The organism is Bacilli bacterium (assembly GCA_036381315.1).
Taxonomy (GTDB): domain Bacteria; phylum Bacillota; class Bacilli; order Paenibacillales; family KCTC-25726; genus DASVDB01.
In genome coordinates this window covers 1-15316 of sequence record DASVDB010000165.1, presented here as the reverse complement: position 1 = coordinate 15316, position 15316 = coordinate 1, and the positions used below count along the sequence as shown (strand labels likewise).

The 15316-nt window shown below is 52.9% G+C and carries 13 protein-coding genes; 12 read left to right on the top strand and 1 reads right to left on the bottom strand.

All coding sequences use genetic code 11. The annotated features are described in order from the left end of the window. The coding region (locus VF260_12245) for a beta-ketoacyl synthase N-terminal-like domain-containing protein (protein ID HEX7057948.1) at positions 1–140 on the bottom strand (140 nt) is incomplete at its 3' end. Positions 141–335: 195 nt separating this feature from the next. On the opposite strand from VF260_12245, the gene VF260_12240 reads away from it, so the two are divergent. From VF260_12240 to VF260_12185, 12 genes are all read left to right on the top strand, one after another. Beyond that, a complete protein-coding gene (locus tag VF260_12240; GenBank protein HEX7057947.1) occupies positions 336–851 on the top strand; it encodes a thioesterase family protein in 516 nt (171 codons plus the stop codon). 253 nt (positions 852–1104) lie between these two features. Beyond that, positions 1105–2061 carry an ABC transporter permease subunit gene (locus tag VF260_12235; GenBank protein HEX7057946.1) on the top strand — a complete coding sequence of 319 codons (957 nt, stop codon included), beginning with the start codon at positions 1105–1107 and terminating at the stop codon, positions 2059–2061. A 31-nt stretch (positions 2062–2092) separates the two neighbouring features. Next, positions 2093–2968: a carbohydrate ABC transporter permease gene (locus tag VF260_12230; protein ID HEX7057945.1), complete on the top strand. Its 876-nt coding sequence runs from the start codon at positions 2093–2095 to the stop codon at positions 2966–2968. A 115-nt stretch (positions 2969–3083) separates the two neighbouring features. Further along, positions 3084–4679, top strand: a complete 1596-nt coding sequence (locus VF260_12225) for an extracellular solute-binding protein (GenBank protein ID HEX7057944.1) — start codon at positions 3084–3086, stop codon at positions 4677–4679. 123 nt (positions 4680–4802) lie between these two features. Beyond that, positions 4803–5840 (top strand): response regulator, encoded by a 1038-nt coding sequence (locus tag VF260_12220; GenBank protein ID HEX7057943.1) that lies wholly within the window; start codon positions 4803–4805, stop codon positions 5838–5840. Further along, the gene (locus VF260_12215; GenBank protein ID HEX7057942.1) at positions 5837–7657 is read left to right on the top strand and encodes a sensor histidine kinase; all 1821 of its coding nucleotides are present in this window, start codon (positions 5837–5839) and stop codon (positions 7655–7657) included. The genes VF260_12220 and VF260_12215 overlap by 4 nt, the downstream gene beginning before the upstream one ends. A 94-nt stretch (positions 7658–7751) precedes the next feature. Continuing rightward, on the top strand, positions 7752–8954 hold the full coding sequence (locus tag VF260_12210; protein HEX7057941.1) for an MFS transporter: 1203 nt from the start codon (positions 7752–7754) through the stop codon (positions 8952–8954). A gap of 5 nt (positions 8955–8959) precedes the next feature. Then, a complete protein-coding gene (locus VF260_12205; GenBank protein HEX7057940.1) occupies positions 8960–11269 on the top strand; it encodes a DUF4962 domain-containing protein in 2310 nt (769 codons plus the stop codon). Positions 11270–11324: 55 nt separating this feature from the next. Next, positions 11325–11639 carry a cupin domain-containing protein gene (locus VF260_12200; protein ID HEX7057939.1) on the top strand — a complete coding sequence of 105 codons (315 nt, stop codon included), beginning with the start codon at positions 11325–11327 and terminating at the stop codon, positions 11637–11639. Positions 11640–11661: 22 nt separating this feature from the next. Further along, positions 11662–12429, top strand: a complete 768-nt coding sequence (locus VF260_12195) for a glucose 1-dehydrogenase (protein HEX7057938.1) — start codon at positions 11662–11664, stop codon at positions 12427–12429. Further along, positions 12426–14546 (top strand): heparinase II/III family protein, encoded by a 2121-nt coding sequence (locus VF260_12190; protein ID HEX7057937.1) that lies wholly within the window; start codon positions 12426–12428, stop codon positions 14544–14546. The genes VF260_12195 and VF260_12190 overlap by 4 nt, the downstream gene beginning before the upstream one ends. Positions 14547–14853: 307 nt before the next feature. Then, positions 14854–15316 (top strand): hypothetical protein (locus VF260_12185; GenBank protein ID HEX7057936.1); only part of this gene is annotated, 463 nt, incomplete at its 3' end.

Sequence of the window (15316 nt, the reverse complement as noted above, 5' to 3'; positions counted from 1 at the left end):
CATTGGCGCAAATGCTCATCCTCGATCGCGGCGACGGCGGAGTGATTGGCGATCAAATGCTCCCAAAAAGTATTAAGCCCGATACCGTATGGAGTTACGGTACCGATGCCGGTAACGGCAATTTTGCCGGTTTCAGTCATGCTGCATTCCCCCTTGTCTCGATCCGAGTTGCATCATTAATATTACGCTCCGTTTTCCGCCGCATCAACAACAAAACGTTCACATCCAGAACATTTGTATCCGGCAACTCACCTTGTCTGCGGCCACCTCATGTTTTATGATACAGGTATAACGCCCGGCGAGAGGCAACAGCAAGATGAAAAGGAGAACCGCATATGGAGAATATATGGCATCAACATATATTGCGCGCCCGTTATCAGGAAACCGACCAGATGGGCGTCGTTCATCACGCGAATTATTTGGGCTGGTTTGAAACCGGACGCACGGAATGGCTGCGCAGCGCCGGCTCTTCTTATCACCAGTTGGAAAGTTTGGGGCTCTTTTTGCCGTTAGTCGATTTGAGCATCAAATATCGCAAGCCGGCACATTATGACGACCTTATCGCCGTCTATACTTCTTTAACCGATTTTTCGGCGGTGCGCGTGCAATTCGACTATGAGGTCAGGCGAATCGCGGATGCGCCGGCGGGCGCGGCCGCATTGCAGTCGGGGCAACATGCCAAGAGCGGAGAAGGCGGGTTTGGGGTTGCGCCGGAAGGAGAGCTTTTGTCTAGCGGTTCGAGCAGGCATATGTGGCTGAATCGCGAGTGGAAGCCGGCCCGTCTCGACAAAATAGCGCCGGAGGTATTTCGCCTGCTTCAAAGCTATTTGCGCCGGGACGCCATCTCTTAGTAGTAAGAAGACTAATATATCCGATATTCCAAATAGGGCTGCCCGACAAAGGCGGTCTTTTTGTTTCCGTATATCCGGATGCGAGCAACTTAAAAAAACACAAGACGGATAAAAATGAATCCATTGTTGGAACCGCCTCCATCAATTAGGATAAACGTAGATCAGACAATCCAAAAGGAGGCCCGGGCATGTACCAGATAACCGAACCATTTCCGGCAATAAAAGCCGTACTCCCTCTCAAGGAAGAGCGGCCATGAAGACGGGCGTGCAGACCACGATCGCGCCGCGGCTGCCCACCCGTTCATTCCGGAGAACCATCCGGTATATGAAGAAATACAAGACGTTATATCTTTTGTCTATTCCAGGTATCCTTTATTTTCTGGTGTTTAAATACACTCCGTTGATGGGCTCTGTGATTGCCTTTCAGAAATACAACATTTTTCAGGGGTTCACCGGCAGCCCCTGGGTCGGGTTCGCCAATTTCGAAAAAATGTTTTCGCACTACGATTTCATCAGGATTTTGAAAAACACGATCATTCTGGGCATTTACGACATCCTGATCGCCTTCCCGGCGCCGATTTTCATCGCGTTGCTGTTGAATGAACTGCGTTTGATGGTGTTCAAACGGACGGTGCAGACGATCATTTACGCTCCCCATTTTTTGTCCTGGGTGATCATCAGCGGAATTTTTATCGGCATTCTTTCGCCGTCGTCCGGTTTCGTCAATCAAATTCTTGTGTTTTTTGGCTTCGAACCGATTTATTTTTTGGGGGATAACGCTTATATCCGTAGCGTGCTTGTCGGCTCCGGTCTTTGGCGCGACGTTGGTTACGGCACGATCATTTATTTGGCTGCACTGGCGGGCATTAATCCGGAACTGTACGAGGTGGCCGAAATTGATGGCGCAAGCCGTTGGCGGCAGACGCTGTCGATCACCATTCCGTCGCTATTGCCGGTGATTACCGTACTATTTCTGTTGAAAATTGGCGATTTCATGGATTACGGATTTGAAAGAGTGTACGTGTTTCAAAATCCGCTGAACCTGCAAAACAGCGAAATTCTCGACACCTATATTTACAAGGCCGGCCTGCAGATGCAGCAGTATAGCTACGCCACGGCCATCGGTTTGTTCAAGTCGGTCGTCGGACTGTTCCTGCTTTTTGTGGCCAATACACTAAGCCGAAGGGCGACAGGGGAGTCGCTGTATTGATTCATACTTCGTCAAAAAGGGAGGTGATCGGTTGAAACGTTACAGTACGGCCAGAAAAATATTCGTCGTGTGTAATTATATTTTCTTGTCCGCGGTCGCCCTCAGCATGTTTTTGCCGATATTGAATATCGTCGCCCAGTCCTTCAGCAGCCCGAAAGCGATCGACAACGGAGACGTGCTGTTTTGGCCGGTAGATTTCACATTCATGTACTACCAATACGTATTCAATGATGCCTCGATTTGGCGGTCGTTCGCCATTTCCGTGTACATCACGATTCTCGGAACGTTGATCAATCTGATAGCAACGACGTCGCTTGCGTATCCGTTGTCTCGGAAAGAGTACGTCGGCCGCAAATTTGTGCTGATATATGTGCTGATTACGATGATTTTTACGGCGCCGCTCATTCCCGAATTCATCCTGATCAAGGAGATCAGATTGATGAACACGCTGTGGGCATTGATGATTCCGACGGCGATTAGCGCGTTTAATCTGTTCGTGATGCGCTCCTTTTTCGCCCAGCTTCCGAACGAGTTGATTGATTCTTGCCGGATAGACGGCTGCGGGGAAATTCGCATCATCCGGAGTTTGATCCTTCCATTGTCCAAACCGGTAATGGCCTCGGTCGGGATTTTTTATGGCGTGACGAACTGGAACACATACAAGAACGCACTTTACTTTATCAACGACCGTTCCCTGTATCCGTTGCAGATCAAACTCAGGGAAATGTTGGTTAATGACAATTTGGCCGACACTGGCAACCAGTTGTTCTCCGAGTTGGCTACCGCTTCGCCGCAGGGCGTGCAGATGACGGTGATCATCGTCGCCACGATACCAATGGTGCTGATTTATCCGTTTTTGCAAAAGCATTTTACCAAGGGCATGCTGCTCGGGTCGTTGAAATCATGATCAGCCAAAAAAACGACAAACGAAAACAAAGACATCCCATTGTTAAAGCGTTTTCATAGATTTTAAATGAAGATGGAAAAAGGCTTAAATTAAACTTAGGAAAAGAGGGGAAAGAATGAAAAAAAGTTTGGTGTCACTTCTTGTTTTAGTGTTCGTGTTCAGCATAATCATTATGGGGTGCTCCAAAAACGGAAACCGGAACGAAGGCGTAAACGAACCGGCGTCCGCCGACGGAGGCAACGCCGGGCATGCCGACGCAAACAAACCTCCTGTCAAATTTTCCATTTCGATGCGCACCTTGAACAAAAAATATGTGGAAAACAGTCCGAACATCAACGAAGACGAATACGTGAAAAAGATGGAGGAAATGACCAATGTCGATATCGACATTCGGCTTATACCGCATGATGAGTTTGAGGAAAAAATGGTGCAAATGTTTGCCACCGGCGACATCCCTGACGTCGTACAGAGCAGCGGGGGAACGCGCGGCCCGGAAATGGCCGGTTCCGTGGAAGCCGGCGTATTTCTTGACTTGAAACCGTATCTGGAAAAATATGGGCAAGACTTGCTTAAGAAAGTACCGAAAGAAGCTTGGGAAAGGGTGACGATCGACGGCAAGATTTACGGGATTCCGGAATACCTGGCCAATCCGGCGCGGCGCGCCACCTGGATCCGAATGGATCTACTGAAGAAAACCGGCTTGGAAGTGCCGAAAACGATCGACGATTTCCTGGAAGTGCTGAGGGCATTCAAGAAACTCGGCGTTGAGCAACCTTACGCGGGGCGCGAAAACTTCAAATACGCGGACACCGTGTTCGGCGCGTATGACGTGATGGGCTACAACAACCAGTTAGAATTGGTCGACGGCAAAATTCAGCCGAAATTTCTGGATGTCGAAAATATGGAAAAAGCGATTCAAATGTATAAAACGATGTTCGACGAAGGGTTGATCAGCAAGGAATTCCCGACGATCAACAGCAGCACCTTCAAAAGCGTCATCGTTTCCGGCAAAGCCGGCATGTGGTCGATGAACGCGCAGGAGCTGCCGGTTTGGGGCGCGCAGTTGAAAAACAACGTGCCGGAAGCAGAACCGGTGTTGATCCCCTCCCCCGTCGGGCCGGACGGCAAGGGCGGATACGCCCTGTACGGTCCGACCACGAGAGCGTACTTTATCAATAAAAAAGCGGAAGACAAGGCGGCCGACATCGTGAAGTTCTTTAACTGGATGGTGTCGGACGAAGCGGAGAAGTTTTTCACCTTCGGCATCGAGGGCAAAGATTATCAAGTGGTCGATGGCAAAATCCAGTACAAGGCACCGGAGACCAACGAAGAGATCGACAAGTTCCAGTTCTTGAACTACTGGCTGTGGATGGTGCACGACAACACCTATATCAAAGGTACGTTAGAGCTAACGGATGAGGGTCGGCAACTGATGGATTTCATCGACAACACGCTGACCAAAGAAGGCCGTTCGGGATACGAATTTGAACCGCGACTCGACGCCTGGGTCAACAACCCGGATATCAATCCTAACTCCGACCAATTTTCGCCGCTTATCAACGAACATATTATGAAAATGGTATTCGGGAAGGAACCGATTAGCGATTGGCCGAAGGTTATCGAAGAGTGGAAATCCAAAGGCGGAAACGACTTGATCAAAGAAGCGACGGAGAAATACAACAATGGTGACTTCCATCCGCCTTTGAGATAACGAGGCCCGTTGGCTAAATATTGACGCATCGCCTCCTCATGTAGGTATTGTATGGGGAGGCTCTTTCTTATAGACTCCAATTAAGCGCTTCCAAAAATACGCTCGGGGAAGGGGAATTCCGCAATGTATAAAGTGCTTGTGGTGGATGACGAACCGATGATTCGCGAAGGATTGGTGAAATTGGTCGGCCAATCGTGCCCGTTTGTGAAGGAAATTCATTCCGCCGAAAATGGCAAGGAAGCATTGGAGCAGTTGGAACGCATCCGCCCCGATTTTTTGCTGACCGATATTCGTATGCCGGTGATGGACGGTCTGGAACTGTGCCGGATCGTCTCGGAAAAATACAGCCAAATTCAGACGGTGATCGTTTCCGGGTACGATGATTTCGAATATGCCCGCAAAAGCTTAACCTTCGGAGTAAAAGACTATATTTTGAAGCCGATCACGAAAAAAGGCATACGGGACACGCTGCAAAAGCTGGCGGACCATGCGCGGAAAACGGAGTTGGCGTACGTCTCGTTGGCCAAATGGGACGAATGGATCGAACGAATGGACCAGGCGGTATGGATGCTGAACGAAGCAGAGGCGGACGCGTTGATCGCGGAATGGCGGGCGGAAATGGAAAACGCCGCGCTTCATTTGACCGGCAAGATCAAGCAAACCGAAGAAATGTGCGCGCTGCTGCGCAAACGGCTGAACGGGCGCAACCTGTTGCCGGCCGTGCCGGAGTTTCGGTCCGACGAGCCTGCCTCCGACGCCGCATTGTTCGGCCAGCTTTTCGCCTATATCAAAGATATCATGCGGCGCATCAAAGAAAGGCGGAAAGGCCGGGCCAAGGATCCGTTCGAAGAAGCAAAATGCTTTATCGACGATCATTTGTCCCGCGACGTATCCTTGCAAGAGGTGGCCGATTACATCGGTCTGAACGCTTCCTATTTCAGCCAGTTGTTCAAGCAGACAACGGGAGAGACGTTCGTGCAATACCGGATTAAACGCCGCATGGAACGCGCCAAACAGCTGCTGGCGGACCCCCGGAATCGAATCACTGACATTTCGTTCGAAGTCGGATACGCGGATCACCCCCACTTTACCAAGACATTCAAAAAAATGACGGGATACACGCCTTCCGAATACCGGGAAATGCTGGGAGTCGACTTATGAGAAAGAGCCTGTTCGCGCAAATTTTCGTGTATTTTTTGATTGTTATCATCTTTTCCTTGTCGACGGTGGGGCTGTTCACGTATTGGAAATCGTCGCAAGCGCTGGACGCGCAAGTGGAAAATTACGTGACCAGGATTATCAACTACGCAGTGCAGCAAACCGAGCTTTATTTAAGAAGATACGAATCGGCGAGCGAGTCGGTGCTGTCGGAAAAGGACGTCAAGCAGTTTTTGGATCTGACGCCGCCCGACGAGTACCGTTACTACGAATTGAACCAGAAAATTCAAAACACCATCTTTCAGAAATTGTTTATCAGCTATCCCGAAATTTTCATGATCTATGTCATCGGGGATAACGGCTTGGCAATCGTGGAGGACGATCAGAACCTGTTGAACCACACCCAGTTCGATCCCGTAAAGAGATTGACATACTTGCGGGATAGAATTCCGGCCGACGGGAAAATCGCCGTGTTGAAAGGCGGTCTAATTTCGCCGCCCCGCGTGGAAACGATCACAATCGCCCGCAGAATCCGAGGATTGGTTTCCTACGAACCGAAGGGAATTCTTGCGATTGAGGTGAAAACAAGAGAGATGGCTGATGTTTGGGAGAAGCTCAATCTGGGGGAAAACGGCTTCTTTTTTATTATAAACGACAGTGGCGAGACGATCTATTGGCCGAAATCGCTTAGTCTGAATGACAAGGAGTGGGAAGACATCACCGGCAGGCTGAATGGGCAGGACAACTCTTTCGTGCTACCGGTCGGCAACGAGCCGCGTTTGTTTGTTTCCCGTCATTCCGAATATCTCGGGTGGGAAATGGTTTACTCGTTGCCTGTCAAGGAGTTGCGCAAACCGATTTCAAACATTCGGACGACGACCTTGGCGGTGGGACTTATGACCTTGTGTGTCGCATTGTGGATCGCTTACCGTTTCGGCCGTTCGATCATTCGTCCGATCCGCCGGTTAAAAGAGGGGATGAGAGAGACGGAGAAGGGCATCTGGAGCCGGATCGACGGTTACGACTGCCCTGACGAGATCGGCGGGCTAATCCACCGATACAATCTGATGGTCACCCGGCTTTCCGAAATGATCGAAAAAGTGTATGCGGCGGAACTAAAAAACCAGAAATCCGAGCTGGCTTTGCAAAAAACCCGTTTCGAACGGCAAAAGGCCGAATTGCAGGCCTTGCAGTTGCAGATCAACCCGCATTTTTTATACAACACTTTGGAAACGATCAATTGTTACGCCATCGTCCAGGATTCCGAAGAAATTACCGAAATCGTCGAAGCGATGGCCTTTATGTTGCGTTATTCGATCCAAACCAATCTGGAGGAAATCACGCTGGTCAACGAATTGAATCATGTGCGCAATTTCATGATTATTCTTAAGCACCGGATCGGCCGGGATTTCGAAATCGATGTCGCCGTTTCTCCGGCGCTGCTGCTGGAAAAAATGGTGCGGCTGACGCTGCAGCCGTTGGTGGAAAACGTATTCCAACATGCTTTTAAGGATGGAATCGCTGCCCACCATTATATACGAATCGATGCGCAAATTAAGGACGACCACTTCCTAATCACGGTGGAAGATAATGGTCTGGGCATAGCCCCGGACGCACTGCGGCAATTGCGCGCGTGCTTGCAATCGAGCACTGCCGAACAGACGGAGCAGGAGACTGTGGGAAGACAGCAGCGAGGCGGCATCGGACTCATTAATGTACACCGACGTATTCAGTTGGTATATGGTGAGCAATATGGGCTTTCCATTGATAGCGTTCCCCGGGAAGGTACGACCGTGACAATGAAATTGCCGAAGAAATAATCATGCTTTTGCAGCCCAAAAATGCACAATACAACCTAAAAAAAAGCCCCTGTGCGTTTCGGTCCCAGATGCTACAATCAAACATATGGGACCTATGAATGCAACAGTCAACAGGGGTTATTTCAGTTTCAGTTTGTTGAGCATGTATGCGGATACGCTCCTGATGGCGGTCGGTTATTTCATGCTGGTGCCGCTGCTCGGCTATCATTTTATCCAGGAGTTGGGATGGAGCGCGGCTTTGTCGGGATCGGTTCTGGCCGTAAGCGGCGTCGTCCAGAACGGGATGAAATTGTTTCTGGGCATGCTGGCTGACCGAATGGGATACAGGCGCGCGATCATGCTCGGCGTAGCCACTCGCGTGGCGGGATACTACCTATACGCCACGGTTGTTCACCCTGTGGGTTTTGTGTTGGCGGCGATCGTATCCGGACTAGGCGGCGCTATGTTTCATCCGGCCAGCTACGCCGCGTATGCCCGCTTATCCGACGCGCGCATCAAAAACCGAATTTACGCGATTCGGGAAACGCTCAGCAATATTGGTTTTATAATCGGTCCGGTCATCGGCATGTTTTTGCTGAAAACCGACTTTCGCCTGGTCTGCCTGTCCGCGGCGGCAATGTTCACCCTATCGTTCGTTACCACATGGTTCCTGATTCCTTCTTTAAAAGGGAATGGGGAAAACGGGGCGCCATTCCGAAATTTGTTTTTATTAGCGGCGCGGAACAAGCGTTTTGTCGTATTCAATTTGTTAATGTCCGGTATGTGGGCGTTATGGGGACAACTGTATTTGGTGGTGCCGATCCGGGCGCAGACGGTGTTGAGCGATCCCTCGGCGGTTTCTTATCTGTATATGAGCGGGGCGGCATTTATGGTGTTATGCCAGCTTCCGGCAATTCATTGGCTGGATCGTTGCTTCAAGCCGGCGCACATTCTCGCAATGGGCGTTGCGCTCCTCGGTGCGGCGCTTTTTGTAATGGGCGCGTCTTCGGGGTTTTGGTCGCTGATGGCTGCCGTGATCGTTTTTACGGCGGGGCAGATGATTTGCACGCCCACGATGAACACGATGATATCTCGTTACGCCCCCGAGGGGTGTTTTGCCACCTTTTTCGGCTTTAGTGGCGTATGGTTGGCTGTCGGAAGCTTGGCCGGCAATTCACTGAGCGGTTTTTTGTTCGATTGGGCCGATGGTGGGCGTTATGGCTGGCTGCCTTGGACGACGCTGTTTGTTTATGCGCTGTTGCTTTCCGCGGCGCTGCTGTGGTCGGGCAAAACTTTGGAACCGAAAGGAAGAGGATGATGCAGATGAATAAGAAGCAACTGGAACAACCGGTCGGTACGCCGCTGTCCGTGCCTTACAGGCCGGACAAAAAAACGCGGATTCGCGAAAATCCGCCGCGCTTTACCTGGATGCCGGAGGACGAGGAACGCGCCTTTTACGTGCTGGAGGTTTCCGCTTCAGAGAAGTTTCCCGCCGACGGCACAATGGTGTTTGACCGGATCGCGTATAATTTTTTCACGCCCGACATCGTATTTTCCCCGGGAACGTATTACTGGCGCTATGCCATCGATATTCCCACCCCGGAAGGCGGCCTGCTCCGTTCCGATTGGAGCGTTGTTCGCTCCTTCACCGTGCCGGAAGGTCTGCCCTCGACACCGCTCGCCTCGCGCGAAACGCGATACCGCGGCGTCAAGCCGGGCCATCCCCGTTTATGGCTGAACGCGGGCGAAGTGGCGGAGTTCCGAAAACGTATCGGGGAGCATGCCGATTACTGCGGTTGGAACGAGTTTTACGAAAAATCCGTCCAACCGTGGCTCGATCGGGAATTGATCCCCGAACCGGCGGAATATCCCGGCGGCCGGCGCGTGATCCAATTGTGGCGGCAAATGTACATGGATTGCCAGGAAGCGTTATACGCGGTTCGGCATTTGAGCGTGGCCGGCGTCATTCTGGAGGATTCCAACCTGATCAGCCGCGCCAGGAAATGGCTGCTGCACATTGCCGGTTGGGACACGGAGGGCACTACATCGAGGGATTACAACGATGAAGCGGCTTTTCGCATTGCCGGGGCCTTGGCTTGGGGGTATGACTGGCTGTACGGGTCGCTGTCGGACAGCGAGCGGCAAGCCGTTTTGGATGCTTTGTTCCGCCGGACGGAGCAGGTCGCCTTTCACGTGATCGAGCGCTCGAAAATCCATCAGGTTCCATACGACAGTCATGCTGTTCGTTCCCTTTCGTCGGTGCTGGTTCCATGCTGTATCGCGATGTTCGACGAGCGCCCGGAGGCCAGGGAATGGCTTGATTACACTCTGGAATATTATTGCGGGCTGTACACGCCGTGGGGCGGCGATGACGGCGGCTGGGCGGAAGGACCGATGTACTGGACGACAGGGATGGCGTACTTGACCGACGCGCTCAATCTGGTCAAAAAATTTTGCGGCATCGACATTTACAAGCGTCCCTTTTTTCAGGCCACCGGAGATTTCCCGTTGTATTGTTACAGCCCCGACACCGCCCGCGCCAGCTTCTGCGACCAGTCCAATCTGGGCGAGCGGCCGGGGCTGAAAACGGGGGCGCTGATGCGGCAGTTCGCCGGGGTGACCGGCAACGGCATGTATCAATGGTACTACGAGCAGACGAAGGCGTGGGACACGGAAGCGGAGAAGAAATTTTTCAACCGCGGCTGGTGGGATTTTCGCTTTGACGACATGCTGTACCGCCACGATTATCCGGAGGTGCCGCCGGAGCCGCCGGTGCGGATCGAACCGGTAAAATGGTTTCGGGACATCGGATGGGTCGCCATGCACCGCCGCATGGATTCGCCCGCCGATCACGTGATGCTGCTCACGAAGAGCAGTCCGTACGGTTCGATCAGCCACAGCCACGGCGATCAGAACGGCATCCTGCTGCACGCGTACGGCGAGCCGCTGCTGATCAAAAGCGGATATTATATCGGCTTCGGCACAACCATGCACCGATTGTGGCGGCGGCAGACCCGATCCCACAACACGGTGCTGATCGACGGCAAAGGGCAGTACACGGAAACGAACAAACTGGAAAACATATTGGCCAAAGGAGTGATCGAGGAAGCCGGACAGCGCGGTCCGCATGGTTATGTCCGCGCTGACGCGACTGCCGCATACAGGCATCATGTGCCTTATCTGAAAAGCTTCGTCAGAGAAATTTATTTTGTTCATGGGTCTTATTTCACAGTGGTCGATCGGATCGAACTGGAACAGCCGGGCCGAGCCGATTTTCTGCTGCACGCGCTGCGGCCGTTTCGCCTGGAAGGACAGCGCTTTTATCTCGAAGGTGAAAAGGCGGATTTATACGGGAAATTTGTGTATTGCTCCTCGGGAAAGCTGTCGCTTTCCCAGCATGACGAGTTTGTCGGCGTGGACCCGGCTGAAATCGAGGGACTGCCGAAACAATGGCACTTGATAGCGTCCACGAACAAGGCGGTCAAACACCAGCTGGTCACCTTGCTGGTTCCGGCAAGAAAAGGCGAGCGGCATTCGGTCAGCTACTTTGTCGACGACCAGGGATTCGGCGCCAACGTTTATTTTTCCGAGCAAGACCGCACGTTTCATCTCAATCTGAGCGTGCTGCAATAACAAGATGATCCGATTTGAACTACATTTTAAACCACGTTTAGAAAGGAGTGTTCGCATGAGCGGCATTGGACAGTGGCAACCGGCGGAACCCGGTGTGAAACGCAAAATTTTTCCGCCGGGCGAACGGCTGATGATGATGGAAGTTCATTTCGAGCAGGGGGCGGAGGGCTACGAGCACAGCCACCTGCACGAACAATTCAGCTACTGCGTGAAGGGCCGTATGCGGTTTACCGTCGACGGAAAAATCACAGAGATCGGCGCGGGCGAGACCATATCGATTCCCGGTGGCGCCGTGCATGGCGCCAAGGCGCTTGAGCCGAGCATCCTGATCGATACGTTCACGCCGTTGCGGGAAGATCTGCTGAAATAAAGCAAACGGGGAGGTAATAGCAATGAACATCGATTTATCCGGACAATTGGCGCTGGTCACCGGTTCCAACGCGGGCATCGGCCGCGGCATCGCCTTAAAGCTGGCGGCTTGCGGCGCCAAAGTCGTGATCAATTACTTGAAAAACCGCGAGCAGGGAGAAGAAACCGCTTCGTTGATCCGCCAAGCGGGAGGCCAGGCGGTCGTCCTCCAGGCCGACGTCGCCGACTTGCGGCAAATCGATGCGCTGGTCTTGGGAGCGGAGCGGGCCTTTGGCCAAAAAATCGATATTCTCGTCAACAACGCCGGACATTTGATCAAGCGGATGGGCAACCTGGAGTTGGACGAAGACCATTACAACAAAGTGGTGGACGTCAATTTTAAAAGCGTCGTATTTATGTGCAAGGCGGTTGCCCCCGGCATGGTTGAAAAAGGGAGAGGCAAGATCGTCAACGTCACTTCCATCGCCGCCCACAACGGCGGCGGCCCGGGGGCGACGCTGTACGCCGCCGCCAAAGCGGCCGTGATGACCTATACGAAAGGTTTGGCTAAAGAACTGGCTGGCAAAGGAATTTATGTAAACGCGGTTTCGCCGGGCTTTATCGGACAGACGGCTTTTCACGACACGTTTACTCCGCCTGCGGCCAGGGAAGCCACAGTCAAAGGAATTCCCCTCGGCAGGGAAGGGACGCCGGAAGATGTGGCGAACGCGGTGCTGTTCCTGGTTTCGCCAATGTCCGACTACCTGACCGGCGAGACGATCGAAATCAACGGCGGAATGTTCATGCGATGAGGATCGCCGATAAAATTACGACTTATGGCTGGTGCGCGCGTTCGATCGAGCAGCTGAAAACGGAGTTGGACCACGTCTTCGCGCGCGGCGTCTCCATTCCGGCGGAACCCGGGGGCTGGTGGCACCAGTACGTTTGCCCGGAGCATCATACTGAATTGCGGTACGACCCGGCGGAAGATGACGCCCGTGTGTTCCATTGTCCATATGGATGTCGTCTGACGGACGACAAGCTGCGTGGCGCCTGGTTGGTGTTTAAGCACCAGGAAACTGCCAGGAACGCGCTGGGGGCGGCGGCGGTTTATGCAGCTACGGCGGACGTTCGCTATGCCGAGCTGGCGAAGACGATACTGGTCCGTTACGCCGAGCAATATCCGCGTTATCCCGTTCATCCTGGGGCCGAGCCTTGGATGTTGAAGGGAAGGGCGTTCCAGCAAGCGCTGACGGAGGCGATCTGGGCATGCACCCTGCTTAGGACGATGCTGCTCCTGCGCGACGAAGGCATTGAAATGGAAAAGAATCGATCCGCGATTGAGCTTTTTCTCGCTATGCTGGAGGACAGCATGACCCGATACAGGCACATTCTGATCGTGGAGAAAAACAACCCGGAGAACAACTACACCGCCTGGCTGAACGCGGCATTATCCTGCATATACGCCTTTCGCGACGAGCGGGGGAAGTTGTCCGGCCTGATTGAAGGGCCGGGAGGATTTAGGCATCATCTGACGGTGGGGGTCAAGCCTGATCATTTCGAATTTGAAGGCAGCGTTTACTACCACATTTTCGTGCTCCGAGCTTATTTGATTGCGGCAGAAATGTCATTGCGGCTCGGTGTGGATTTGTACGGTGCGACCGGTGCGGATGGCCAGACGCTTCGTGGCATGTTCCGGGTATTGACCGATCTCGCGGACGTGGACGGACGGTTGCCGGCGCTGCATGACGGTCCGTACAGACGCGTTCCGTACGCGCGGGAAATCGCCGAGGTTTTCGAAATCGGGCTGGCCCGTTATCGGGATGGGGCGTTTGTGCCCATCCTTGAAGAAGCGTATCGGCAATTATATGGAAAAAGGCAAAGAAACGGGTTGGAAGCGGCGGTGTTTGCGGAAGGGGAGTGGCCGCTGCGGGAAACCGCGGAAACGGGCGAAACGGCATCGAGATGGCTGGCCGAATCCGGCTTTGCCATAGGCAAACGCTCCGGAAATCCGCTGTCGTTTATCATCGATTTCGGACCACACGGCGGATCGCACGGCCATTACGACAAATTGAATCTGGTGCTGAACCATGCGGCGGGCGTCTTCGCACCGGAGAGAGGCATGGTGCCGTACGGCTCCGCTATGAGACACAACTGGTATGCTTCCACTCCGAGCCACAATACCGTGGCGGTGGAGTGGCTCGATCAGCGGCCGCATGAAGGAAAATGCCGAAAATTCGCGGCAGCCTCCGATTACACATACGTTTGGGCCGAATCGGATCAAGCCTATGAGGGCTGCGTGATGAGCCGCCATCTTTGGCTGAACGATCAGTGGCTGCTCGACTGGTTTACGGTTGAAGCGGAGCGGGAGCTTTCGCCGGTTGACTGGTTTCTGCATTGGCTGCCGGATGCCGGGGAGAAATGGGAGAAGGTCCGACAAATAGAGACATGGCGGGCATGCGGGGAGCCGCCTGGAAAAGAAGCCCCATATTCATTCATCAGCGCAGTATCGCAAAGAACCTGTGGAAGGAAATTCGAGCAATACGATCTGACGGTGCGGGTTGGCCCCCCGCCAAAGGAAGGGCGCGAACGGGGCGATTCGCACGACCATGTACGGACCGGGTCGGTCACTGTCTCGACGCTACTATTTCCAGGCACGACCGCATATCAGATTCGTTCGCCGGGTACGGCTGACGATCCGACCTGCATGATGGGCGGGTTGCTGCTCCGGGGGCACGGAAAAAAAACGCAATTTATCGCCGTTTACCAAAACGGTGTAAAACCGCCTGTTTTACGGGTGTCGACACTACCCGGAGGCGAAACGCAGCTCGGCATCGCCACCGATCGGGGAACGGAACGGTTTGTTTTACGTCAGGATGGCTTGGCGCGGTTGGAAAGCGAAAAAAACTTCAACGGAAAACTGGCATAAAACCGCAACGCTATCAATAGAGTAAGTTTACACATGATAAAGCTTGGCCTTATTTCCAGTGATTGCGAACGTAAATGGTAGGAGCATGGCATACATCTGTTAAAATCCGAATTGTCAAGTGTTCACGCAAATCGGCCGAAGACGAGAGACTGTGCATGAAGGATTTCCCATACGGCGCGGAAATACAAAAAAAACGACACAACATATAAAGAAATTCCATTGGGTGTGCCCTGAGTTTGTAATATAAATAAGACGGAGTGATAGCGCTTTCAAAATCACTTCAAAAATTTCGCGCAGGAGGAAATGAATGATGGGAAACCAATTTTCGGCAAACCGAACAGCCGCAAAATGGCTTTGGTTGCCTGCGACGATGGTCATTGTCGCGGCTATGCTGTTGCTTGCCCCCAACCGAACTCAAGCGGCGACGACAACATGCGGCACTGTCTCTTGTCTGCAGAACGCGCTGTCCGGTGCCCAGCCCGGCGACGTGATCAATCTTTCCGCCGGAGTAACGTTTAACGGTACATTCACCGCGTCGGCGGACGGGACTTCGTCAAGCCCAATCACACTGCAAACCGACAGCGCCAATCCGGCTGTCGTTGACGGAGGCACGATCAGCAGCGGGTATGCCCTGCACATCACCGGCGATTACTGGATCGTGAAGAATATTAAAATCACCGATGCGAAAAAAGGGATTATGCTGGACAATGCCAACCATACCCTAATCGATGGCGTCGAGGTTTACAATATCGGGGAGGAAGGCGTTCATT